Origin of the sequence: Streptomyces sp. NPDC049813, from assembly GCF_044465085.1 — a bacterium.
Classification (GTDB): Bacteria; Actinomycetota; Actinomycetes; order Streptomycetales; family Streptomycetaceae; genus Streptomyces.
Genome location: NZ_JBITLI010000012.1, coordinates 68,679 through 92,682 on the forward strand (window position 1 = coordinate 68,679; position 24,004 = coordinate 92,682).

Consider the following 24,004-nt stretch of genomic DNA (forward strand, 5'->3'; position numbering starts at 1 on the left):
GCCGGCCCTACGGAGTGAGGCGGCGCACGCTGTCGCGGACGACTATGTGCGTGCCGAGGAGCCGGCGCTGCTGCCCGGTGCGGCCGCCTTCGCCGAGCGCGAGGCGCACCGCCGTGCGGCCCAGCTCCTCACCGGGGATGTGCACCGTGGTCAGCCCCGGCGTGATGTCCGCGGCCACCGGGTCGTCGTTGTAGCCGACCACCGAGATGTCCTGTGGCACCCGCAGCCCGTACTCGCCGAGCGCCCGGACCACGGCGGCGGCCACCCGGTCGTCGCCCGCGAAGACGGCCGTGAAGTCCGGCCGGCCGTCGCGGGCGGCGAGCAGGTCGCGGATCGCCTCGTCCCCGTTGAACTGCCCGAAGCCGATGCCGTGCAGCAGCGCGTCCGAGCGCGGCACGCCGTGGCTCTCCAGGGCCCGCAGATAGCCGCGCACCCGGTCCTCGCCCGTCGTGTTGCCCGGCTGGTAGCCGATCAGCGCGATCCTGCGGTGGCCCGCGCCCAGCAGATGGCTGGTGATCGCGTGCGCCCCCGCCTCGTTGTCGTACTCCACCACGACCGCGGGCACGTCCGGCGCGGGCGCGGGCCGGCCGCACAGCACGAGCCGCGACCCCGCCGCCGCCAGCGACTGCGCGTACTGCGCCATCCGCTCCCGGTACGCCGTGTCCGCCACCACCCCGCCCACCAGGACGACCGCCTCCGCCGCCTGCTCGCGCATCATCTGCACCAGGGCGAGCTCCCGGGCCGGGTCCCCGCCGGTGGAGGCGACGAGCGTGAGCCGGTCGTGCCGCGCGGCCTCCTTCTCCACGCCCTGCGCCACGGCCGCGTAGAAGGCGCTGACCACGTCGAGCATGAGCACGGCGATGGTCTTGCGGCCCGCGCCGGCCAGCGCGCGCGCGTGCGCGTTGGCCACGTAGTCCAGGTCCTTGGCCGCCCGCAGCACCTTCGCGCGCGAGGCCGCCGAGGTCGGGTAGTTGCCCGCGAGGACCCGGGACACGGTCGCCACGGAGACCCCCGCGCGTGCGGCCACGTCGCGGATCGTCGCCCGGTCGCCCACAGTGAACTCCTTCAAGGTCCGACGTGCGAAGCCGCCCTCGGGCCCCGCACCATCATCGCGTGCCCGCCCGCCGTCGCCCGCCGGGGTGCTCAGTGCGCCGCCGCGTGCTCCGCGCCGAACTCCTCCAGCGCCTTCCGGCCGCCCTGCGCGAGCCACTTCTTGTAGACGCCGTCCCACTCCGAGAGCTTCTTGCGGCCGGTCACCACCGCGGTCACGCCGTCGTTGACGATCTGGTCGAGGGTGGCGCCCTGCCGGCTGAACGTGTCCGACTGCAACCCCCACCGGTCGTTGGGCACCATCATCGGGACCACCTCGCGCTGCCAGGCGTGCACCCGCTCGGTCAGGTCCGCGTACCCCGGGTAGTACAGCGGCTGCGGGGCGTCCGCGACCTTCGTCAGGGGCAGGTTGTTCGCCGACTCCACCAGGCCCCGCTCCGTCGCGATCGGGTTGTTGTCCTTGTCGCGCTCGAAGTGCGTGCCCTCGATGCCGTAGTGCAGCAGCTCGTACTCCTTCGAGCCGAACGGCGAGGCCAGCCAGTCCAGGACGCGCAGCAGCAGCTTGACGCGGGCCGCGGGCGCCTTCTTCAGCACGGTGTAGCCGAACATGCCCCGGCTCTGCTGGAACTGCCGGGTGCCGCCGACGGCGTAGGGCTGGGCGAGGTCCAGGGTGTACGCGTCCTTGATGCCCTGCGCGTTGGAGATCGTCGCGCCGAAGCCGTCCGTCATCGACAGGGCGGTGCCGTTGTAGAACTGCGTCTTCAGGTCGACCTGCGAGACCGAGGTGGCCTCGGGGTAGTAGGCGCCGGACGCGCGCAGCTTCGCCATGTACTCCAGGGCGGCCTTGAACTGCTCGGTGCCCGCGAAGTATTCGGCCTTGCCCTTCTCGATCCGCCACTCGTTCGGAGCGCCGTGCCAGATGGCGTGCGTCTTGTAACCGAAGTAGCTGGTGGTGGAGGCGCCGAGGCCGAAGGTGCGCCGGCCCGTCGCGGCCTTGGCGACCGTCGCGAAGTCGGCCGCGGACATCCCCTGGCGGAACCCGGCCTTCTTGAACGCCTCCTGGTTGAGGAAGAGGGTGTCCTGCGGCTTGGGCCGCTCCACCGGGACGCCGTAGATCCGCCCGGCGATCCGTCCCATCCCCTCCCAGGCGTACGTGGGGATGGCGGCGAGGTGCGGATAGTCCCGGGCGGCGTCGCCGGACAGGTACCCAGTCAGGTCGGCGCACCGCTGCTTCACGAACTGCGCCTCGCGCGGCAGCGTGTAGCCGCCGCCGATCGCGATGACGTCGGGCAGGTCGTCCCCGGCCATGAGCGTCGCCATCTTGGTGCGGAAGTCGGCGTCCGGCACCACCGTGAACTCGATCTCGACGCCGAGCGCCTCGTTCAGGGCCGCCCAGTACCGGTTGCGGGACGCGGGGACGGGCGGGGTGCCGTACGTGATGGAGAGGATCCGGATCTTCTCCTTGCCGGTGCCGGGCTTCTCGGCGACGGCCTCCACGAGCTTCTCGGGGTACTTCAGGAAGCCGGCCTGGACGCCTTCGGCGGTCGGCGCGAGGTCGGGGGCCGGGCCCTGGGCGGCGGCGTACGTCGGCCAGGGCGCCGCCTTGGTGCCCTTGTTGCCGACCGAGCCGCCGGTGGTCCCGGTCGAACAGCCGGTGAGCAGGGACGGTACGGCGAGCGCGGCGCCGCCGACGGCGACGGAACGCAGCAGGGTGCGGCGCGACATGTTCGCGGACATGGTGAGGAGCCCTTCGGGAGAGGGAGGCCGGGGGAGAACAGGAAGGGAAGCGAGGGGAAGCAGGGGGAAGCGGGGGAGCGGGTCAGCTCTTGATGGCGCCGGTGAGCACGCCCTTGGTGAAGTACTTCTGGAGGAAGGGGTAGACGAGCAGGATCGGCACCACGGCGATCACCAGGACGGCCATCTGGGTCGTCTGCGGCGCCGAGACCATGCCGGCCTCGCTCAGCCCGGTGTCGGCGATCTGCGCGCCGCCGATCACGTACGTGCGCAGCACCTGGGAGAGCGGCCAGTGGTCCGACTCCAGGTAGATCGAGGCGGTGAACCACGCGTTCCAGTAACTGACCGCGTAGAACAGGCCGACGACGGCGAGCGCGGCCTTGGACAGCGGCAGCGCGATCCGCCAGAGGGTCGTCCAGTCCCCGGCGCCGTCCAGCCGCGCCGCCTCGTACAGCTCCTCCGGGATGCCCTGGAAGAAGCCGCGCAGCACCACGAGGTTGAAGACGTTGATGAGGACGGGGGCGATGACGGCCGCGTACATGTTCTCCAGCCCCGCCCCCTTGACCAGTAGGAAGGCCGGAATCATGCCGGGCGGGAAGAGGAACGTGAACAGCACGAGGAGGAGCACCGGCCGGCCGCCGAAGACGCCGGGGCGGCTGAGCGCGTAGGCGAGGAACGCGGTGCAGGCCAGCGAGAGCAGCGTGCCGACGACGGTGATGCCGACGCTCACGCCGAGTGCCTTCGTGACGATGCCGCCGCTGAGGATGGTCTCGTACGCGCGCAGCGTCGGCTCGCTCGGCCACAGCACCCAGCCGCCGCCCGCCACCACCTCTTCGTTCGAGGCGAGGGAGGTGGAGACGATCACCAGGAACGGTACGAGGACCAGGCAGAGCAGGACGAGTACGGCCAGGCCCTTGGCGGCGCGGGTGACGGGGCGCGGCTTCTCCATCCAGGCCGGGCGGGCCGGGGCGGTCCGGGTGCGGCTCACTTGTAGACCCCCTGCTCGCCGAGCTGGTGCGCGATGCGGTTGGCGACGAACACGAGCGCCGCGCCGACCAGCCCCTTGAAGAGCCCGGCGGCGGTGGCGTAGCCGATGTCGCCGCCGACGATGCCCTGCCAGAAGACGAAGGTGTCGAGGACCTCGCCTGCCTCGGGCCCCACCGACTGGCGTTGCAGCAGCATCTGTTCGAAGCCGACGGAGAGGATGTCGCCGAGCCGCATGATCAGCAGCAGCACGATGATCGGCCGGATCGAGGGCAGCGTGACGTGCCAGAACCGGCGCCAGGGACCGGCCCCGTCGATCGCGGCGGCCTCGTAGCTCTGCTCGTCGACCTGCATCAGGGCGGCCAGGAAGATGATGGTGCCCCAGCCCGCGTCCTTCCAGATCACCTCGGCGACGACCAGCGGACGGTAGGCGTCCGGGTTGCCGATGATGTCGACGGTGTGCAGCCCGGCGTCGCCGAGGAACGAGTTCAGCAGGCCGGTGTCGGAGAGGACCTGCTGGAAGAGGGCGACCACGATCACCCACGACAGGAAGTGCGGCAGGTAGACGACGGACTGCACGAAACGGCGCAGCACGTCCGAGGTCAGGCTGTGCAGCAGCAGGGCGATGCCGAGCGGCACCGGGAAGTAGCAGACCAGTTGCAGCACGGCGATGACGACGGTGTTCCACGTCGCGTGCCAGAAGTCCGGGTCGGCGAACATCCGGGTGAAGTTGCCCGTGCCGACCCAGGGGCTGCCCCAGAGCCCGGCGAACGGGTCGTACTCCTTGAACGCCACGGCGTTGCCGAGGAAGGCGCCGTAGTGGAAGACGAGGAAGTAGAGGACGCCCGGCACCATGAGCAGGAGCAGGGTCCGGCTGCTTTGAAACCGTTTCCACCTCGAACTGCGGGTGCCTATCTGGTTGTTTGTGCCGTTTCGGTCCACCACCGGGGGCTCCACCGCCCCGGAGACGGGCCTTTCCTTCGCCACAGTGGGCACGGGAACCCCTCCGTCGTCGGATCAAGTGCGGTGGAATCTAAAACGGTTACTACGAACGGTCAAGCCCCCTGACACGTACGGCCCTTGACCCTGATGAGCCCGGTGCCTAGCCTCCTGATGTGATTAGTAACCGGTTACAGCAGGCGGCGCAGATGTGGGGTGGACCCGAGTGACGGCACACCGACCGACCGTGGCCCTGGCCATGGGGGCCCAGGTGGTGGCGGGCGTCTTCCCGCCCGGCCTGCGCGAGCGGCTCGGCCGCGGGACCCGCCTCGCCGCGGCCCCGCTGACCGGCGCGCTCGACGGGCCGGACGCCGCGCGGGTGCTCGCCACGACGGAGGTCCTGGTCACCGGCTGGGACTGCCCGCCGCTCACCCGCGAGGTCCTCGCGGCGGCGCCCCGGCTGCGGGCCGTCGTGCACGCCGCGGGGTCGGTGCGCCCGATCGTCACCGACGCGGTCTGGGAGCGCGGCCTCCTCGTCTCCTCGGCCGCCGACGCCAACGCCGGGCCCGTCGTGGCCTTCACCCTCGCCGCGATCACCTTCGCGGTGAAGGGGGCGCTGTCCGCCGCCGCGCGGTACGCGGTGGCGTGGCCGGGGTTCGCGGAGCGGGCCGGGGCGGACGCGCGGGTCGTCGGCGTCATCGGCGCGTCCCGCATCGGGCGCCGGGTGATCGAGGCGCTGCGGGCGGACGAGGCCGGGTACCACGTGCTGCTGTGCGACCCGTACGTCGACGAGGCGCAGGCGTCGAAGCTGGGCGTGGAGCGGGTCGGGCTCGCCGAACTGTGCCGGCGCAGCACGGTCGTCAGCGTGCACGCGCCCGAACTGCCCGCCACGCGGGGGATGCTGAGCGCGGAGATGCTCCGGCTGATGCCGGACGGCGGGGTCGTGGTCAACACGGCGCGGGGGGCGCTCCTCGACACGGAGGCGCTGGCCGCTGAGTGCGGGGCGGGGCGGTTGTCGGCCTTCCTCGACGTCACCGACCCCGAGCCGCTGCCCGCCGGGCACCCTCTGCTCACCCTGCCCAACGTGTTGGTGACCCCGCATATCGCTGGTGCGCAGGGGAGTGAGGTGCGGCGGCTCGGGCGTTTTGCGGTGGAGGAGGTCGAGCGGTATGTCCGGGGTGAGAGGTTGCGCGGGCTGACGGGGCGGGAGGACATGGGCCGCCTGGCGTGAGGGGAGTGGGGCGCGGGTCCCTTTTTGGCAGGGCCCGGGCCGACCCCTGGCCTGCGGGCCGGTGGGGGCTGGTCGCGCAGTTCCCCGCGCCCCTGAGGGGCGCACTCCGTGCGCTCGTTCTGTCTGCGGCGCCGTCGTGGCTGGTCGCGCAGTTCCCCGCGCCCCTGAGGGGCGGACTGCGTGCGCCTGATTCGTCCGCGGGTTCGGTGGGGGTTGCTCGCGCAGTTCCCCGCGCCCCCGAGATGCGCACTTCGTGCGCCATCTCAGGGGCCCCGCAACGCCTGGAGGCAGCGGCGAAGCCGCAGCCCTCCAGGGGCGCGGGGAACGGCGCGAGAAGCCCCACCGGCCCGCAGGCGAGGGGCGGGCGCACGGAGTGTGTCTTTCGGGGGCGCGGGGAACTGCGCGACCAGCCCGCACCGGACGGGTGGCCGGCGACCCGCGGGGCGCGGCGGACGCAACAGGCCCGCGCCCAGGGGAAGGCACCCCCCCAGGCGCGGGCCCACAACACTCAGCGCCGATACGACCGCACATACCCGGGCGCCGGCGACCCGACCCCGGTCACATCGTCATACCCCCGCACCGCCTTGAGCGACGCATCGTCCCCCAGACTCCGCACAGACGTGAGCAGCCCCTCAGACGCATCCACGCTGTTGGCGAAGTCCACCCGCGCAACAGCGAGTTCACCCTTGACGGGGTGGTCCGTCACGTCGTGGTACACCCGCGACCCATGCGCGTCGTACCGGTCATAGATGGCCGGATTGGCGAACCCGATGGCCCGCCCGCCCCGCTCCTGCTGCGCAAGCGCCTGCACCCCCGCGATGACGGGCGCGGCCAGCGACGTACCACCGATGCGGTACTCGTCGTAGCCGAGCGACCCGTCCGGCAGCGTCTGCGTCTGGCCCACCAGGAACCCCGTGTTGGGGTCGGCGATGGCGGAGATGTCCGGGACGACCCGGTTCAGGCCGCCGTTGGCACGCGCCAGCCGGCTCGGCACGACGCCCTTCTGGTAGAAGGGCTGCGCGACGGTCCGGCTGGTGCCGCCGCCCGCACCGGAGGTGTACGCCCCGGGGTAGTCGGTCCACCTCTTGCCGTCGGCCGACAGGTTGGCCTTCAGGGTGCCCCAGCCGGTCTCCCACTGGTACGTGTCGCCCTTGCCGACCGCCAGCGACGTACCGCCGACCGCCGTCACCCACGCCGAGTTCGCGGGCGTGTCGACCTGCTTCGTACCGGTGTTGGCGACCTCGTCGCCGTTGTCGCCGGAGGAGAAGTAGAAGCCGATGCCCTCGATCGCGCCGAGCTGGAAGACCTGGTCGTACGCGGCGGCGAGCTGCGGCGTCTGGTTGGCCTCGATGTCGCCCCAGGAGTTGGAGACGATGTCGGCGAGGTGCTTGTCGACGATGGTGCTCAGCGAGTCGAGCAGGTCGTCGTCGTAGCAGGAGGCGGCACCGACGTAGGTGATGTCCGCCTTCGGCGCCACCGCGTGCACGGCCTCGACGTCGAGGGTCTCCTCGCCGTACCAGCCGGCCGCGCCGCACTCCTCGGTCTTGGTGTACTTCTTCGGCAGGATCTGGTTGAACTGCCCGTCGCCGTAGGCCGCGTCACCGTGCTTGGCCGCGTACTTCTCGGCGTCCTGGGCGATGGTCGGCGAGGCGTACGCGTCGGTGATCGCGACCCGCACCCCCTTGCCGGTGGCCTTGCCCGCACCGTAGGCGGCGCGCAGCTGCTTGCCGGTGTACCCCTTGACGGCGTACGGGACCTTCTTGCCGCCCGCCGCGGGCAGGTTCGTGGCGATCTTCGAGCCGAAGTAGGAGGAGAACGGCCCGGAGTTGCGGAACACCGCGTCCGGCGGCGGCAGTTCGTCCTGGTGGTCCGCCTTGTGCGGGGCGCTGTCCAGACCGGTGACGGTCAGCACGGCGCCGTGCAGCGAGGCGGGCACGGACGCGGCGCCCGCCGGGGCGCGGTAGGTGTGCGACCCCTTGGTGTAGTTGTGCAGCTGCGTGCCGAACGCCTTCTCGGCCGCGGCCACGTCACCCGACACGGTCAGGTAGTGCTCACTGCTGCCGGTCACGGTCAGGCCCGAGGACTTCAGCCACGCCGTGACCTCGGCTATCTGCGCCTTCGTCGCGCCGAACCGTTCCTGCGCCTGCTTCGCGCCGAGGTACTTCCCGTACGAGGGCGAGGACGGGTCGGAGACGGCCCGGGCGTACGCGGCCAGTCCGGCGGCGTCCCGGCCCGCGAGGTAGACGCGGGCCGTGACCTTGTTGCCGTCGGCGGTGGCACCGCGGTCGGCCGTGCCGGTGGCCCACAGCGGCTTGGTGCCGGAGAGGGTGGCGCGGCCGGAGTCGGCCTGGGCGGCCGGAGCGGTGAGGGCGATCGCACCGGCGAGCAGCGGCAGGGTCGCCGCCAGGCTCAGGCCGGCCCGGGTGCGGCGGGTGCCGCGGATGGATCTCATAGAACCCCCTGGTCTCATGGAACCCCTGGGTGAGGTGCACGGGTGGTGCACCCACAGAGGGCTTCACTCTGGCCAGGAACCGTTCACGCCGGGGGAATGGATCGATCAAGAAGACGTCAAGTCGGCTCAAGTCCGGGCGGCATCAACCGATTTGACCGGAGAGTCCAGGAGTGGGCGGCCTACGACGGCGTCGGCGGACCGCGCCAGGACCTTCCGGCGTTCGCGCCAGGCGGGGCTCCGGCGTTCGCGCCAGGAAGAGCTCAGGCCCCCGCCCGCCGGCACCACCGTCACGACACGGACGCGCCGCGATCCTTCAGCATCCCCGTCATCAGCTCGATCTCCGACTCCTGCGAGGCCACCATCCCGCGGGCGAGCCGTTTCTCGGCGCCGACCACGCACCGCTTCACGCACCCCTCGGCCATGTGCACCCCGCCCTTGTGGTGGGCGGTCATCAGCCGCAGGTACATGATCTCGGCCTGCCGCCCACGCGCCTTGCCGAGCGCGGTGAGCTGCGTGTTCGTCGCCATCCCGGGCATCAGCGCGCCGTCCTCGCCGACGGGCGCACCGGCCATCCCCATCCACGCCATCGGCGGCTTCTGCGACACCTTCGGCAGCTCCCACAGGTCGAGCCAGCCGAGCAGCATGCCGCGCTGGTTGGCCTGGGTCTGCGCGATGTCGTAGGCGAGGCGGCGCACCTCCTCGTCCCGCGTGCGGTCGCGCACGATGAACGACATCTCGACGGCCTGCTGGTGGTGCACGGCCATGTCCCGCGCGAACCCGGCGTCCGCGGACTCGGCCGCCGGCACCTTCAGGTCCGCGGGCCCGCCGTCCCCGTCGGCGACGGCGTACGTGACGGCCCCCGAGGCCACGGCCACCGCCGCGGCCACGGAGACCAGCCATCCGGTGGTCCGCCTCACCGGGACAGACCCCCGGTGCACGAGGCGCCCGGCTCCGGGGTCTGCTTGCCCTGCACGAACGTGGCGAAGAACGCGGCGACGGCCGGGTCCGTAGCGCTCTTCACGGTCCGCTGGTGGCCCCAGGCGCTGAGCATGATCGGGTCCTTCTGGTCCTGCACCGGGCTCATCAACGAGTACGGCGTCTGCTTGACCTTGGCGGCAAGGGCCTTCACGTCGCCGTCGGCGGCCTTGTCGTTGTACGTCACCCAGACGGACCCGTGCTCCAGGGCGTGCACGGCGTTCTCGTCCGGGATCGCCTTGGCGTAGACGTCACCGTTGCAGTTCATCCACACCGGGTTGTGGTCGCCGCCGACCGGCGGGTTCATCGGGTACGCCACCTTCTTGGTGACGTGGGTACGGCCGAGCTTCCCGCTCCAGGTGCCGACGCCGTCCTTGGCGTACGTGAAGTGTCCGGAGGCGCCCTTCGCGTCGGCCTTCCCGCCGTCGTCGCCGTCGTCGGCCCCGCTCTTCGTCACCGCCCAGGCGCCCACTCCTATCAGGGCGGCCACGACGACCGTGCTGACCGAGACGATGAGGATCCGGCCGCGCCGGGCGCGGGCGCGCTCGGCACGGCGCATCTCCTCTATACGGTCCCTGCGGTCCTTGGTGGCGGGGGCGGCGGAGGTCTTCTTGGCGGAACCCATGGCATGTCCTTCAGGGAAAGGATGAGACGGGCGGGCCCGCTGATCGTAGTGGGGGAGACGGGCTGCGCGGGAGGTGCCGTCGGCGCGGGGGACGGGTTCCGCGGGAGGTGCTGTCGTCCGTCCCGCGCCCGGCAGGCACTATGGCCGGGAGGGGTGCAGCAGGCACTATGAACATGACGCCGGCCGATCAAGGGCGATCAAGGTCGGCAACGCGCACGAAACGGGCGTGTGGTGGGATGTGACCGGGCCCTTCGACGTCCCCGGAGCAGGCGGCCCGACCAGCAAGGATGGGTGGAAGCGGAAGATGGACAAGCAGCAGGAATTCGTGCTCCGGACGCTTGAGGAGCGCGACATCCGGTTCGTACGTCTGTGGTTCACGGACGTACTGGGCTTCCTCAAGTCGGTGGCCGTGGCCCCCGCCGAGCTGGAACAGGCGTTTGACGAGGGAATCGGCTTCGACGGCTCTGCCATCGAGGGCTTCGCCCGGGTCTACGAGTCCGACATGATCGCCAAGCCGGACCCGGGCACCTTCCAGGTCCTGCCGTGGCGCGCGGAGGCCCCCGGCACCGCCCGGATGTTCTGCGACATCCTGATGCCCGACGGCTCCCCGTCCTTCGCCGACCCGCGCTACGTCCTCAAGCGCGCCCTCGCCAAGACCTCCGACCTCGGCTTCACCTTCTACACCCACCCCGAGATCGAGTTCTTCCTCCTCAAGGACAAGCCGCTCGACGGCTCGCGCCCCACCCCGGCGGACAACTCCGGCTACTTCGACCACACCCCGCAGAACGTGGGCATGGACTTCCGCCGCCAGGCGATCACCATGCTCGAATCGATGGGCATCTCGGTCGAGTTCAGCCACCACGAGGGCGCCCCGGGCCAGCAGGAGATCGACCTGCGCTACGCCGACGCGCTCTCCACGGCCGACAACATCATGACGTTCCGCCTGGTCATGAAGCAGGTCGCGCTGGAGCAGGGGGTCAACGCGACGTTCATGCCGAAGCCGTTCTCGGAGTACCCGGGCTCGGGCATGCACACGCACCTCTCGCTCTTCGAGGGCGACCGGAACGCGTTCTACGAGTCGGGCTCCGAGTACCAGCTCTCCAAGGTCGGCCGCTCCTTCATCGCGGGCCTGCTGAAGCACGCCGCGGAGATCTCCGCGGTCACCAACCAGTGGGTCAACTCCTACAAGCGCATCTGGGGCGGCTCCGAGCGCACCGCGGGCGCCGGCGGCGAGGCCCCCTCCTACATCTGCTGGGGCCACAACAACCGCTCGGCCCTCATCCGCGTCCCCATGTACAAGCCCGGCAAGACCGGCTCGGCCCGCGTCGAGGTCCGCTCCATCGACTCCGGCGCCAACCCCTACCTCACCTACGCCGTCCTCCTCGCCGCCGGCCTCAAGGGCATCGAAGAGGGCTACGAACTCCCGCCGGGCGCCGACGACGACGTCTGGGCCCTCTCCGACGCCGAACGCCGCGCGATGGGCATCGAACCCCTCCCCCAGAACCTCGGCGAGGCCATCGCCCTCATGGAACGCTCCGAACTGGTGGCGGAAACCCTGGGCGAACATGTCTACGACTTCTTCCTCCGCAACAAGAAGCAGGAGTGGGAGGAGTACCGCTCCGAGGTCACGGCGTTCGAGCTGAGGAAGAACCTGCCGGTGCTGTAAGGGGGGGGCAGGCCAGGGCCCTGTGTCCCGTACCGCTACAGGAGGCGTCGCCGGTTGTGAACCGGCGGCGCCTCTGCGTGGGCGGGGGCCGGCTCGAACGTCCGGTCCTCGGGCTCTGTATCGGCCACCTCGTGCCGCAGGCGGCTGTACTCCTCCAGAAGCTGGGCGGACTCCTCGGGGTCCTCGGACCGGGCCACGCGCGCCCCGATGTCGTGGAGATGCAGGTCCAGAGCGGGGTTGCGCGCGATGGCGTACTGCGTCCGCCACAGGCGCATGAAAACCGCTCCCGGAGCGGCGTCGACGGCGTCGCCGACGATGCGCTGCCAGTGGGCCTCCAAATCCGGGAGGAGGCGCGGGGTCTCCTCGTGGACGAGCGATCGGAGCGTCTGGGGTGTGTCTGCGGGTATGAGGAGTTCCCGGGATGTGAAAGGTCGGGGCTTGGCCCCGGGAGCGGACTGTACGGCTCGGCGTGCCGGAGCGGCTGCGTGGCATCCGGCATCGGCCGGGCCGGTCGTCATGGGACTCGGCGGGGCTCACGGGTCGAGCCGCCCCGTACCGGCGGCTGAGCCTACTGGAGCGCGTCCCGCAGCGGCACCGTCGCCCGCTTCCGGTACTCCTGGATCGCCCACCCGTTCCCGTCCGGGTCCGTGAAGTAGGCGAACGTGCCGCCGTCGTCCTCGCCAAAGCGGACCGGCTCCGAGACGTCGAGGCCGCGGGCCACGAGTTCGGCGCGGGCCGCCTCGATGTCGCTCACGACGAGTTGGAGGCCGTGGTAGGTGCCGGGGGCCGGGGTGCCGGTCGGGATCGGGATGCCTGCCGCGAGGACGATCGAGCAGCCCGAGCCCGGCGGGGTCAGCTGGACGATGCGGGAGCCGGGCATCAGCTCCCGGTCGACGTCGCAGCGGAAGCCGGCCTTGTCGACGTAGAAGGACTTGGCCCGGTCGAGGTCGGACACGGGCAGCGGGATGACTTCCAGGGTCATGTCCATCGGTCAAAGGTAGGCGGGGGAGACCGCCGCTGTCAGGAGGCGGCGCGCGGCGCCCGTGCCGTCCGCCGGAACGGTGTACAGGTCGGCGCCGTAATCGCCGGGCAGCGCGTACGTCACGTGCCGGTCGTCGCTCCACACCGCCTGGTCGTCGACGCTGCGGGTCTCCGCCAGCGGGGTCTCGCGCGAGGTCGCCAGGTCCAGCACGTACAGCCGCCAGGGCGCGTCGGGGGAGAGGCCGGCGACGCGCTTCTTGTACGCGATCCGGGTGCCGTCGGGGGAGAGCGAGGGGCACTCGACGTTCGTGTGGAGCGTGGTGACGGTACGGGTGCGCAGGTCGCCGCGGACCAGGTACGTCTTGCCGTGCGTGGCGAGCGTGGCGTAGAAGTGGCGGTCGTCCGCGGCGAAGGTGACGCCCCAGAAGTTCGCGTCGGCCGCCCGGTAGGCGCGCCCGTCCTTGACGATCTCGTACGCCTCCAGGGTCGGGGTCAGCTTCCCGGTCGCCGTGTCGACGATCGCCGTCCGCGTGGAGAAGTTCGTGCCCGCGTAGCTGTCGCCGCCGACGAACGCCGTCCACGCCGCGTACCGCCCGCTCGGCGATACCCGCGCCCGCGAGGGGATGCCCGGCACCGGGTAGTGCGCCTTCGCGTGCAGAGCGGCGTCCAGGACCGTGGCGCGGTAGGTGTCGGCCAGCGTGCCGTGTACCGCCTGGAGACAGATGCCCGTACCCGAACTGGCGTAGAAACGCAGGCACTTGACCTTGCTGCGGGTGGCCGTACGCGTGGCTGCTGGGGCCGCGGCCGGGGCCGTGGCGAGTTCGTCGCGGTGCGGGCCCCAGGCCATGTTGCGGAAGACGAGGCGGTGGCCGCCGGGGGTGAGCCGTACCTGGCCCGCGGTGACGGCCGGGCCGCCGGGGCGGGCCCGGTCGCGGCGGTCGGCGCGGGCCGAGGCGTGCAGGATCGCCGCCGTGGCCACCGCGGCCAGCGCGAGGACCGCGGCCAGGAGGATCGTGACTCTGCTACGGGTGGTCATGCGACGGCCTTCCTGGGGGCGCGGGGACGGTAGGCGTACGACACCGCTCCGCACGCGGTGAGCAGGACGGCGGCGGCACCCAGCGCCGGGCGGTCGCCGAAGGCGGTCCAGGCGGCGCCGAACCCGAGGGAGCAGGCGAAACGGGCCAGCGCCTGGCCCGTCTGGACGACGGCGAGGCCCGAGGAGCGCAGGCCGTCCGGGATGCCGGTGGAGGCCGCCGCCATCAGGACGCCGTCGGTCGCCGCGTAGAACGTGCCGTGCAGGAGCAGCACGGCGTAGGGCAGCGCGGCGGCGTTCCCGTGCGTGAGCAGCAGGGCGTACGCGGTGAGCAGCGCGGCGTGCCCGGCCAGGAAGACGCGCCAGGCGCCGACCCGGTCGGCGAGGCGGCCCAGCGGGGCGGCGAGCAGCAGGAAGGCCGCCGCGGTACCGAGGGGGAGCAGCGCGAACCAGCGCTCCGGGACGCCGAGCCGGCGTTGCAGGAGGAGGTAGACGAAGGAGTCGCTGACCGTGGCGAGGCCGAGCAGGAGGGCGCAGACCGCGATCCGGCGGATCTCCTGGTGGCGCAGGAGCGCGAGGGCCGCGCGGAGGGTGGGGCGAGGGCCGGTACCCGGGGTCGGCGCAGCCGCCGGCGCCGGTACGCGCGGCGTCGCCGGGACGAACAGGACCAGCACCAGGACCCCCAGCACCGCCACGCAGAAACTCACCGTGAACACGGCGTCGTACCCGTCCACGGCATGGCGCAGGATCAGGAACGCGACCAGCGGGCCGAGCAGCGCGCCCGTCGTGTCCATCGCCCGGTGCGCCCCGAACGCCCGCCCCCGCGCGGCCGGTTCGCTGGACAGGGAGATCAGCGCGTCGCGCGGGGCCGTGCGCAGGCCCTTGCCGGTGCGGTCCGCCGCGAGGACGGCGCCGATCAGCGGGAGCGACCCGGCCACCAGGAGCAGCGGCTTGCACAGGGCGGAGAGCCCGTACCCGAGGACGGCCACCGTCTTGTGACGGCCGCCGCCGCGGTCCGCGAGGTGGCCGCCGACCAGGCGCACCAGCGCCGAGAAGCCGTTGTAGACGCCGTCCAGGAGGCCGAAGCCGAGCGGGCTGAGCCCGAGGCCCGCCACCAGGTACAGCGGAAGCACCGCGGTGACCATCTCGGAGGAGACGTCGGTGATCAGGCTGACCGTGCCGAGGGCGAGCACGGTGGGGCCCACGGCGCGCCGCCGCCCGGCACGGGGCCGGGCGGCGGGCTCCGCGGACGGGGGCGCGGCCGGTGCGGCGGCGCGGCTGTCCGCTACGTACATGTCACGAGGTCCAGACGCCGGTGATGTCCTTGGCCGTGGCGGCGTTGCCCGCGTGCGGCAGGCCGTGCATGGTCTCGATCGTGCGCAGCAGGTCGTAGTGGTTGTACTTGGTGGCGGAGGTGGCGCCCGCCGTCACCCGCTGGCCGTAGAGCACCGTGGGGATCTTGTTGCCGCTGAGCCGGTTGTCCTCGTCGAAGGTGACGACCAGCAGGCTGTTGTGGGTCTTGGCCCAGGTCGCGTAGGCGCCCAGCTTGTTCTTCAGCCAGGTGTCGCCGGTCGCCACCGAGCAGTCGTGCATGTCGCTGCACAGGTCGGGGACGACGAAGGAGACCTGGGGGAGCGTCGCGTAGTCCGTCGGGAACTGCGCGAAGGTCTTCGCCGACGAGGTCGGTACGTTCTTGAACCCGAACCACGGGTTGTGCTTGCGGGCGTAGTCGCCGGAGGAGCAGGTCGTCGAGGCCTGGCTCGGCAGGCCCTCGTTGTAGCTGCCCCAGCTCTTGCCGGCGGCGATCAGCTCCGAGGCGAGGTTCGGCGCCGAGGAGAAGCCGGGCGTGTAGCAGCCGTCGTCGGTGACGCCCTGGGTGGAGCCGGAGAAGAGGGCGAAGTAGTTGGGCTGGCTGGGGTGGGTCTCGGCGTACGAGGCGGTGAGGTTGGCGCCGCCGGACTTCAGGCTGTTGATGTAGGGGGCGCTGGAGGCGCCGATCACCTGGCTGTACGCGTGGTTCTCGAAGACCACGACGACGGTGTGGTCGGGGGTGGGGACGGCCGCCGCGGCCTGCGCGGGCGAGGTGCCGGTGAGGGCGAGCCAGCTGCCGGTGGCGGCCGCCGCCAGCGCGAGGACCGAGGCGAGGGCCTTGCCGCGGGTGCGCCTGAGGAGTGTTCTGCCGGGCACGTGAGACCTCCGGTTACGGGGGAGGAGCGGGGATCTTGGCGGTGCCGCCAGAGCATGCTCACGCCAAGACGCCGTCGCGTCACGTCATCCGGCCCGAAGGATGAAGCCCGGGTGAATTCCTCGGCGCGCGGGGACGGAGTCACGCGGGGCAGCCCGCCTCACACCCCCGTTCCGTCCCGCTCACCGCTGGGAGAGCGGCGCCGGCGCCTCCTGCACCGTCCAGCCGTTCCCGTCCGGGTCCTGGAAGAACATGAACGCGTTCCACGCCCCCTCGCCGGGGCCGTCCTTCCACCCCGCCGGGCCGGGGTGCTGCACCGCGCTCACCTCCACGCCGCGCGCCACCAGCTCCGCGCGGGCCGCCGCGATGTCGGTCACGCACAGCTGGAGGCCGCGCAGCGAGCCGGGCGCCATCCCCGACTGGCCGGGCGAGCCGGGCAGGCCCTCGGCGAGGGTGATCGAGCAGCGCGAGCCGGGCGGTGTGAGCTGCACGATGCGGACGCCGGGGGCGACCTGGCTGTCCACGTCGACCTTGAAACCGACCTGGTCGGCGTAGAAGGCCTTGGCCCGGTCCACGTCGGAGACGGGCACGACGACGACCTCGAGGGTCCATTCCATGGAACTGTCCTTCCGGTGAGCGCTCACGACGGGCGGTCGAGCAGGCACCGCCGAGCGGGGCGGCGGGATGAGGCGGCACGGCGGCGGCACCCCCTCCGCATCGTCCCCTCCGGAGGAGGACCGCGCCCGCGGGCGCAACTCATCGGTGAAGTCGTAGGCTCATGACCGGCGGTGATCGGCACGGGCCGGTCGCCGCCCGACCGTGGAACGGGAGGCCGGACGATGTCGGTGCCGCAAGGGCGCAGGAGCAGTACCTTCACGCGACTGCTGCGGCACGGGTTCACCGACCCGTCCGGAGCGGAGCGGCTGCTCGACGCCCCAGCCCTGGCCGCGGTCCGCAGCGACCCGCTGCTCCTTGACGCGCTCGGCGCCACCGCCGACCCCGACCTGGCCCTGCTCGGCCTGGTGCGGCTCGCCGAGGCGCAGGAGCGGGCGAGCGGCGACGCGGGCCGCCGCGAACTGCTCGACACGCTCATCACCGCCAAGCCGCTGCGCGACCGCCTCCTGGGCGTCCTCGGCGCCTCGGAGGCCCTCGCCGACCACCTCGCCCGCCATCCGGCGGACTGGCAGGCCCTGGTCACCTACGAACACCGCGACCTGCACCCGGGTGTCACGGAGTTCGAGCACGGCCTGGCCGGCGCCACCGACCCCGACGCGCTGCGCGTCGCCTACCGGCGCTGCCTGCTCTCCATCGCCGCCCGGGACGTCTGCGGCACCACCGACATCGTGCAGACCGCCGCCGAACTGGCCGACCTGGCCACGGCGACGCTGCGCGCGGCCCTCGCCATCGCCGGCGCGGCGGCGCCCGAGGACGCCGCGCGGTGCCGGCTCGCCGTCGTCGCGATGGGCAAGTGCGGCGGCCACGAGCTGAACTACGTATCGGACGTCGACGTCATCTTCGTCGCGGAGCCGGCGGTGAGCCCGGAGGACGCGGCGCACCCGGACGGCGCCGACGAGGGCGAGGCCGTCCGCGCCGCGACCCGGCTCGCCTCGCACATGATGCGGATCTGCTCCGAGACCACCGTCGAGGGCACCATCTGGCCGGTCGACGCCAACCTGCGCCCGGAAGGGCGCAACGGCCCCCTGGTGCGCACCCTCTCCTCCCACCTCGCGTACTACCAGCGGTGGGCCAAGACCTGGGAGTTCCAGGCGCTGCTCAAGGCCCGGCCGGTCGCCGGCGACGCCGAACTCGGCGCGGCCTACCTGGAGGCCGTCTCCCCGCTGGTGTGGCAGGCCGCCGAGCGAGAGAACTTCGTGCCGGACGTGCAGAAGATGCGCAAGCGCGTCGTCGCCGGCATCCCCGCGGGCGAGGTCGACCGCGAGCTGAAGCTCGGCCCCGGCGGCCTGCGCGACGTCGAATTTGCCGTGCAGCTCCTCCAGTTGGTGCACGGCCGGGCCGACGCGTCCCTGCGCAGCGGCACCACCCTCGTCGCCCTCGCGGCCCTCGCCGAGCGCGGCTACGTGGGCCGGGTCGACGCCGTGCAGCTCGACGACGCGTACCGCTTCCTGCGCACCCTGGAACACCGCATCCAGCTGTACAAGCTGCGCCGCACCCACCTCGTCCCCGAGGACGACGCCGACCTGCGCCGCATCGGCCGCTCGATGGGCATGCGCACCGAGCCGCTGACCGACCTCAGCCGTGCCTGGCGGCGGCACACCTCCGTCGTCCGCCGCCTGCACGAGAAGCTCTTCTACCGCCCGCTGCTCGACGCCGTCGCCCAACTCGCCCCGGGCGAGACCCGGTTGAGCACGGAAGCGGCCCGCGAGCGGCTGGTCGCGCTCGGGTACGCCGATCCCACCTCGGCCCTGCGCCACCTGGAGGCCCTCGCCTCCGGCGTCTCCCGCAAGTCCGCCATCCAGCGGACCCTGCTGCCGGTGCTGCTCGGCTGGTTCGCCGACTCGGCCGACCCCGACGCGGGCCTCCTCGGCTTCCGCAAGGTCTCCGACGCGCTCGGCAAGACCCCCTGGTACCTGCGGCTGCTGCGCGACGAGGGCGCCGCCGCGGAGAACCTCGCCCGCGTCCTGTCCGCCGGCCGCCTCGCCCCCGACCTGCTGATGCGCGCCCCCGAGGCCGTCGCCCTGCTCGGCGACCCGCACGGCCTCGACCCGCGTCCGCACGCCCAGCTGGAGCAGGAGGTGCTCGCCGCGGTCGGCCGCGCCGACGGCGTCGAGCAGGCCGTCGCCGCCGCCCGCGGGGTGCGCCGCCGTGAGCTGTTCCGCACCACCGCGGCCGACATCATCGCCTCGTACGGGACCGAGGAGAGCCCGGCCGTCGCCGACCAGGGCGCGCTCGTCGACCGGGTCGGCGCGGCCGTCTCCGAGCTGACGGCGGCGACCCTCGCCGGTACCCTGCGCGCCGTCGTCCGCGACGGCTGGGGCGACCGGCTGCCCGCCCGCTTCGCGGTGATCGCCATGGGCCGCTTCGGCGGCCACGAGCTGAGCTACGGCTCCGACGCCGACGTGCTCTTCGTGTACGAGCCGCAGGACGGCGCCGACGACCACGAGGCGGCCCAGGCGGCCAACAAGGTCGTCGCCGAGATGCGCCGCCTGCTCGCGCTGCCCAGCGCCGACCCGCCGCTCCTCGTCGACACGGACCTGCGCCCGGAGGGCAAGTCGGGACCGCTCGTGCGCACCCTCAAGTCCTACGAGGCCTACTACCGCCGCTGGTCCCTGGTCTGGGAGGCGCAGGCGCTGCTGCGAGCCGAGCACGTCGCGGGCGACGCGGAGCTGGGCGCCGCCTTCCTCGACCTGGCCGACCCGCTGCGCTACCCCGCCGACGGGCTCGGCGACGACGCCGTCCGCGAGATCCGCCGCCTCAAGGCCCGGATGGAGTCGGAGCGGCTGCCCCGCGGCGCCGACCCGACCCTGCACACGAAACTGGGCCGCGGCGGCCTCTCCGACGTCGAGTGGACGGTCCAGCTGCTCCAGCTCCAGCACGGTGCGGCTCAGCCGGGACTGCGCACCACCAGGACCCGGCAGGCACTGGCCGCGGCCCGGGCGGCGGGCCTGCTCGCGGAGCAGGAGGCCGACATCCTGGACGAGGCCTGGGTCCTGGCGACCCGGGTCCGCAACGCGGTGATGCTGGTGCGCGGCCGGGCCGGCGACACCTTCCCCTCGGACGGGCGCGAGCTGGGCGCCGTCGGCCGCTACCTCGGGTACGACCCCGGGCACGTCGGGGACATGCTGGACGACTACCGGCGCACCACGCGCCGGGCCAGGGCCGTGATGGAGGAGCGGTTCTACGGGGCGTAGGGCTCGGGGCGGGCGGGCGGCGGCGGGACCCGCCGCGGCAGCGCGTACGGCAGGGAGCCGGTCCACAGCCGCGCCACCAGGAAGCCGAACGCCAGGCACACCATGCCGCCCACCGCGTCCAGCCAGAAGTGGTTGGCGGTCGCGACGATCACGACGAGGGTCGCCACCGGGTACAGCAGGCCGAGCACCCGCACCCACGGCACGGACGCCAGCGCGAAGATCGTCAGACCGCACCAGAGCGACCAGCCGATGTGCATCGACGGCATCGCCGCGTACTGGTTCGACATCGTCTTCAGGTTGCCCGAGGCCATCGACCCCCAGGTCTGGTGGACGGCGACGGTGTCGATGAAGTGGCCACCGGTCATCAGACGGGGCGGCGCCAGCGGACAGAAGTAGTACCCGACCAGGGCGACGGCCGTGGTGGCGAAGAGGACCAGCCGGGTGGCCGCGTACCGGCCGGGATGGCAGCGGAACAGCCACACCAGCACGCCGAGCGTGATGACGAAGTGCAGTGTCGCGTAGTAGTAGTTCATCCCGACGATGAGCCACGTCACGCCGTTGACCGCGGAGTTGACGCTCTCCTCGACGGCGATGCCGAGCACGTGCTCGACGCGCCAGATCCAGTCCGCGTTGCGCATGGCCTGGGAGCGCTGCTCCGGCACCGCGTTGCGGATCAGGGAGTACGTCCAGTAACTCACGGCGATGAGCAGGATCTCGAACCAGAGCCGCGGGCGCCGGGGCGCGCGCAGCCGGCGCATGAAGCGGGGCGAGGCCCGGCCCTCCCGTCCGCCGCGGTCGTCCGCGATGGGTGAGGTGGTGGGCCCCTGCCGGCCTTCCAGAGTCGTCACGGTCGTTTCACCCATAGGCCTAGAGTCTGCCAGATTTCGGCCCTCGTCCGATCATCCCTCGGGCGGGTTCGCACCGCATCCTCTCCGCCCTACGGACGAGGGCGCGCCCCGGGGGACGAAGCGGTTGAACCCCGGACCACCAGCTCGGGCATGAACACGAACTCGCTGTGCGGCGCCGGTGTGCCGCCCACCTCTTCCAGCAGCGTGTGGACGGCCGCCTGACCCATCGCGTGCACCGGCTTGCGGATCGTGGTCAGCGGCGGATCGGTGAAGGCGATGAGCGGCGAGTCGTCGAAGCCGACCACCGACACGTCGCGCGGCACGTCCATGCCCCGCTCGCGCACCGCCCGGACGGCACCCAGTGCCATCATGTCGCTCGCGCAGATCACCGCGGTGCAGTCCCGGTCCAGGAGCGCGGCCGTCGCGGCCTGACCGCCCTCCAGCGTGTACAGGGAGTGCTGGACGAGCCCGTCGGTCACCTTCTCCGCCGAGAGCCCCAGCAGCTCCTGCATCGCACGGACGAACCCCTCGATCTTGCGCTGCACGGGCACGAACCGCTGCGGACCGAGCGCGAGCCCGATCCGGCTGTGACCGAGCGAGACCAGATGCGTCACCGCGAGCCGGGCCGCGGCCCGGTCGTCCGGCGAGATGAAGGGCGCCGCGACCGCCGGCGAGAAGCCGTCGACGAGGACGAACGGCACGCCCTGGCCGCGCAGCCGCTCGTAGCGACGGGTGTCCGCCGTGGTGTCGGCGTGCAGCCCCGACACGTAGATGATGCCGCTGACCCCGCGGTCGACCAGCATCTCCGTCAGCTCGTCCTCGGTCGAGCCGCCGGGCGTCTGCGTGGCCAGCACCGGCGTGTACCCCTGCCGGGTCAGCGCCTGCACGACGACCTGGGCGAGCGCCGGGAAGATCGGGTTCTCCAGCTCGGGGGTGATCAGGCCGACCAGGCCCGCGCTGTGCCGCCGCAGCCGCACCGGCCGCTCGTACCCGAGCACGTCCAGGGCGGCGAGGACGGACTGGCGGGTGGCCGCGGCGACCCCGGGCTTGCCGTTGAGCACGCGGCTGACGGTCGCTTCGCTGACCCCCGCTTGAGCTGCTATGTCGGCAAGACGTGCGGTCACGGGACGGACCTTACCGGTCACCTGGCGTATTGCACACCAAGTGGGAAGAGCCGTACGGCCCCGGGGCGTTGGCGCGCGCCACCCGGAACGGTGAAGCTGCGCCGACCGGGACCCCGCGGGGCGCCCCCGGCGGTAGCTTGGGGCGGGTGGGCCGCGAGGGCCCGCCCCGACAGCCCCGAGGGGCCGCCTCGTGAACGCCACTGCCCACCTGCCCGCGACCGACGGCAGCACCGTCCTGGTGGTCGACGACACCGCCGCCAACCGCTACGCCATGGGCGCGCTGCTGACCCGTGCCGGACACATCGTCGTGCCCGTCGCCTCCGCGGGCGAGGCGCTCGTCGAGCTCGACACCCGGCTGCGGGCCGGTTCGCTGCCCGACATGGCGCTGGTCGACGTGGGCCTGCCCGACCTCAGCGGCTTCGAACTGTGCCGCCGGGTCAAGGCGCTGCCCCCGCTCGCCGGCATCCCCGTCGTCCACTTCTCCGCCCGCCCCTCGGGCGCCGGCGACCGTGCCCGCGCGCTCGACGCGGGCGGCGAGGCGTACCTGACGGTGCCGGCCGAACCGGAGGAGATCCGGGCCGTCGTCCGGGCCGCCCTGCGCGGCGCCCGCGAACTCACGAACGCGCAAGGCCAGTTCGACCGGCTCGCGCTGCTCTCGGAGACCGTCGTCGACGTGCAGGGCGCGCGCTGTCTGCTCGAACTGGCCACCACCGCCGCCGACGCCACGGCCCGGATCACCCGGCAGAGCGCCGCCGTCTTCGTCCTCGGCGAGGAGGGCGACGTGCACGCGGGGCTCTCCCGGCGCAGCGTGGTGGCCGAGGTGCCGGACGCCGTCGCGCGCGAGCAGGCGGCCGCCCTCGCCCGGCGCGTGCCCTGCGCCCCCGGCGGCGTGAGCAGCACCGTCGTGCCCGCCGCCCAGTGGCCCGCCGCGTACTTCGGCCCCGGCGACGTCCGCCTCGTGGTCTCCCGCACCCGCGGCGGCCACCTCCCCGTCTGCCTGGCCACCCCCGTCGCCCCCGACCCGGCCGGACGGACCGGCCCGCTCGTCGCCCAGCTCGCCCGCGCCACCGCCCTGGCCGCCGAACCCCTCCTCATGTACGAGCAGGAGCGGCACGTCGCCCTCACGCTCCAGCGCAGCTTCCTCCCCGCGCAGCTCCCCGAACTGCCCGGCGTCGACGTCGCCTTCCGCTATGTGCCGGCCTGCCGGCAGACGGAGATAGGAGGTGACTTCTACGTCGTACTGCCCACCGCCGCCGGGGTCCTCGTCGGCATCGGCGACGTCGTCGGGCACTCGCTCGACGCGGCCACCGTCATGGTGGAGATCCGGCACGCGCTGCGCGCCTACAGCCTGGAGGACCCGCACCCCGGCCGGCTCGTGACCCGCCTCGACAAGCTGTTCCAGCACTACCACCCCGAGAGCTCGGCCACCCTCTGCCTGGCCCTCGTCGACCCGGCGACCGGCCGCACCCTGCTGGCGAACGCGGGTCACATCCCGCCGCTGCGCGTGCCCGACGACGGGCCCGCGCACTACGCCGACGCGCACGGCCCGCTGCTCGGCCTCGGCCTGCCCCACCCCGAGCCGACCGAGGTGGTCCTCGCGCCCGGGGAGCGGCTCCTGATGGTCACCGACGGGCTCATCGAGACCCGGGGCACGGACCTGGCCGTCTCGATGGAGCAGCTCGGCGCCGCCGCGACCACCGCCCCGGCCGGCCCGGACGCCCTGTGCGACACGCTGCTGTCCCGCTTCGGCGCCGACCGCGCCGACGACATCGCGGTCCTCGCCCTGCGGCTCGGCCCGCAGGCCTCGCCCTGAGCGCCACCGCGCCGCGGACGCGGTGGCGGGCGGGCCGGGTCCGGCACCGTCCGCTCCGCGGGACGCGAGTTGTGCGCCCGCGCCGATCACCGTAAAGCTGGCCGGTGACAGCAGTCAGCGCAGGCCTCACACACGGAGCATCCATGCCTTTGATCACCGTCGACCACTCCGCGGACCTCGACGGCCGCCTCGACAGGGCCGGCCTCGCGGGCGCCGTGCACCAGGCCTGCGTCGAGCAGGTCGCGGCCCGCGTCCCGGCGTGCAAGTCACGGTTCCGGCGCGCCGAGGAGACGGTCGTCGGCGACGGGGCCGAGGAGGCGAGCGTGCTGCACGTGGAGATCGCCCTGCTGGCCGGCCGCACCGGGGAGGCCAAGACGGGGCTCTCCGAGGCGGTCCTCGCGCTGCTGCCCGCCCACGTCAAGGCGGCCGAAGGCGTCCACTTCTCCGTGGAGGTACGGGACCTGGAGCCCAGCTACCGCTCGGCGCGCGGCTGAG

General features: G+C 72.8%; 20 protein-coding genes. 5 read left to right on the forward strand and 15 right to left on the reverse strand.

The genetic code is table 11. From position 1 onward, the window contains the following. Window positions 1-7 precede the first annotated feature (7 nt). From ACIBW6_RS23720 to ACIBW6_RS23735, 4 genes are all read right to left on the reverse strand, one after another. Window positions 8-1,054 carry a LacI family DNA-binding transcriptional regulator gene (locus ACIBW6_RS23720; RefSeq protein WP_399062733.1) on the reverse strand — a complete coding sequence of 349 codons (1,047 nt, stop codon included), beginning with the start codon at window positions 1,052-1,054 and terminating at the stop codon, window positions 8-10. Window positions 1,055-1,143: 89 nt separating this feature from the next. Continuing rightward, a complete protein-coding gene (locus ACIBW6_RS23725; protein ID WP_399062735.1) occupies window positions 1,144-2,787 on the reverse strand; it encodes an extracellular solute-binding protein in 1,644 nt (547 codons plus the stop codon). 82 nt (window positions 2,788-2,869) lie between these two features. Beyond that, window positions 2,870-3,733 (reverse strand): carbohydrate ABC transporter permease, encoded by an 864-nt coding sequence (locus ACIBW6_RS23730; protein ID WP_399063093.1) that lies wholly within the window; start codon window positions 3,731-3,733, stop codon window positions 2,870-2,872. A 35-nt stretch (window positions 3,734-3,768) separates the two neighbouring features. Beyond that, entirely contained in the window at window positions 3,769-4,623 is an 855-nt protein-coding gene (locus ACIBW6_RS23735) for an ABC transporter permease (RefSeq protein WP_399063095.1), read from the reverse strand. A gap of 343 nt (window positions 4,624-4,966) precedes the next feature. On the opposite strand from ACIBW6_RS23735, the gene ACIBW6_RS23740 reads away from it, so the two are divergent. Continuing rightward, a complete protein-coding gene (locus ACIBW6_RS23740) occupies window positions 4,967-5,938 on the forward strand; it encodes a hydroxyacid dehydrogenase (protein WP_399063097.1) in 972 nt (323 codons plus the stop codon). A gap of 508 nt (window positions 5,939-6,446) precedes the next feature. On the opposite strand, the gene ACIBW6_RS23745 is transcribed toward ACIBW6_RS23740, so the two are convergent. The 3 genes from ACIBW6_RS23745 to ACIBW6_RS23755 form a co-directional block, all read right to left on the reverse strand. Beyond that, the gene (locus ACIBW6_RS23745) at window positions 6,447-8,390 is read right to left on the reverse strand and encodes a protease pro-enzyme activation domain-containing protein (protein WP_399062737.1); all 1,944 of its coding nucleotides are present in this window, start codon (window positions 8,388-8,390) and stop codon (window positions 6,447-6,449) included. Window positions 8,391-8,677: 287 nt separating this feature from the next. Further along, complete coding sequence (locus ACIBW6_RS23750) at window positions 8,678-9,307, reverse strand: DUF305 domain-containing protein (protein ID WP_399062739.1); 630 nt, start codon at window positions 9,305-9,307, stop codon at window positions 8,678-8,680. Next, complete coding sequence (locus ACIBW6_RS23755; RefSeq protein ID WP_399062741.1) at window positions 9,304-9,990, reverse strand: DUF3105 domain-containing protein; 687 nt, start codon at window positions 9,988-9,990, stop codon at window positions 9,304-9,306. The genes ACIBW6_RS23750 and ACIBW6_RS23755 overlap by 4 nt, the downstream gene beginning before the upstream one ends. A gap of 304 nt (window positions 9,991-10,294) precedes the next feature. On the opposite strand from ACIBW6_RS23755, the gene ACIBW6_RS23760 reads away from it, so the two are divergent. Then, window positions 10,295-11,656 carry a glutamine synthetase family protein gene (locus ACIBW6_RS23760; protein ID WP_399062743.1) on the forward strand — a complete coding sequence of 454 codons (1,362 nt, stop codon included), beginning with the start codon at window positions 10,295-10,297 and terminating at the stop codon, window positions 11,654-11,656. Between the two features lie 35 nt (window positions 11,657-11,691). On the opposite strand, the gene ACIBW6_RS23765 is transcribed toward ACIBW6_RS23760, so the two are convergent. The 6 genes from ACIBW6_RS23765 to ACIBW6_RS23790 all read right to left on the reverse strand — a co-directional run bounded on the left by ACIBW6_RS23765 (window position 11,692) and on the right by ACIBW6_RS23790 (window position 16,472). Further along, window positions 11,692-11,994, reverse strand: a complete 303-nt coding sequence (locus ACIBW6_RS23765) for a hypothetical protein (RefSeq protein WP_399062744.1) — start codon at window positions 11,992-11,994, stop codon at window positions 11,692-11,694. A gap of 230 nt (window positions 11,995-12,224) precedes the next feature. Beyond that, window positions 12,225-12,644, reverse strand: a complete 420-nt coding sequence (locus ACIBW6_RS23770) for a VOC family protein (RefSeq protein WP_399062746.1) — start codon at window positions 12,642-12,644, stop codon at window positions 12,225-12,227. Window positions 12,645-12,647: 3 nt separating this feature from the next. Beyond that, a complete protein-coding gene (locus ACIBW6_RS23775; RefSeq protein WP_399062748.1) occupies window positions 12,648-13,673 on the reverse strand; it encodes a TolB family protein in 1,026 nt (341 codons plus the stop codon). Beyond that, on the reverse strand, window positions 13,670-14,965 hold the full coding sequence (locus tag ACIBW6_RS23780) for an MFS transporter (RefSeq protein WP_399062750.1): 1,296 nt from the start codon (window positions 14,963-14,965) through the stop codon (window positions 13,670-13,672). The genes ACIBW6_RS23775 and ACIBW6_RS23780 overlap by 4 nt, the downstream gene beginning before the upstream one ends. A 1-nt stretch (window position 14,966) precedes the next feature. Further along, window positions 14,967-15,857 (reverse strand): alkaline phosphatase family protein, encoded by an 891-nt coding sequence (locus ACIBW6_RS23785; RefSeq protein ID WP_399062752.1) that lies wholly within the window; start codon window positions 15,855-15,857, stop codon window positions 14,967-14,969. 180 nt (window positions 15,858-16,037) lie between these two features. Beyond that, window positions 16,038-16,472: a VOC family protein gene (locus ACIBW6_RS23790; protein WP_399062754.1), complete on the reverse strand. Its 435-nt coding sequence runs from the start codon at window positions 16,470-16,472 to the stop codon at window positions 16,038-16,040. Window positions 16,473-16,694: 222 nt separating this feature from the next. Here ACIBW6_RS23790 and ACIBW6_RS23795 point away from each other — a divergent pair, with 222 nt between their 5' ends. Continuing rightward, window positions 16,695-19,724: a bifunctional [glutamine synthetase] adenylyltransferase/[glutamine synthetase]-adenylyl-L-tyrosine phosphorylase gene (locus ACIBW6_RS23795; RefSeq protein ID WP_399062756.1), complete on the forward strand. Its 3,030-nt coding sequence runs from the start codon at window positions 16,695-16,697 to the stop codon at window positions 19,722-19,724. On the opposite strand, the gene ACIBW6_RS23800 is transcribed toward ACIBW6_RS23795, so the two are convergent. Together ACIBW6_RS23800 and ACIBW6_RS23805 are read right to left on the reverse strand one after the other, a co-directional pair. Beyond that, window positions 19,712-20,587 (reverse strand): phosphatase PAP2 family protein, encoded by an 876-nt coding sequence (locus tag ACIBW6_RS23800; RefSeq protein ID WP_399062758.1) that lies wholly within the window; start codon window positions 20,585-20,587, stop codon window positions 19,712-19,714. The two genes, ACIBW6_RS23795 and ACIBW6_RS23800, sit on opposite strands and share 13 nt — an antisense overlap. 74 nt (window positions 20,588-20,661) lie before the next feature. Beyond that, entirely contained in the window at window positions 20,662-21,696 is a 1,035-nt protein-coding gene (locus ACIBW6_RS23805; RefSeq protein WP_399062760.1) for a LacI family DNA-binding transcriptional regulator, read from the reverse strand. 190 nt (window positions 21,697-21,886) lie between these two features. Here ACIBW6_RS23805 and ACIBW6_RS23810 point away from each other — a divergent pair, with 190 nt between their 5' ends. After that, complete coding sequence (locus tag ACIBW6_RS23810; RefSeq protein WP_399062762.1) at window positions 21,887-23,509, forward strand: SpoIIE family protein phosphatase; 1,623 nt, start codon at window positions 21,887-21,889, stop codon at window positions 23,507-23,509. 143 nt (window positions 23,510-23,652) lie between these two features. Then, window positions 23,653-24,003, forward strand: coding sequence for a 5-carboxymethyl-2-hydroxymuconate Delta-isomerase (locus ACIBW6_RS23815; RefSeq protein ID WP_399062764.1), 351 nt, complete (start codon window positions 23,653-23,655; stop codon window positions 24,001-24,003). Window position 24,004: the final 1 nt, after the last annotated feature.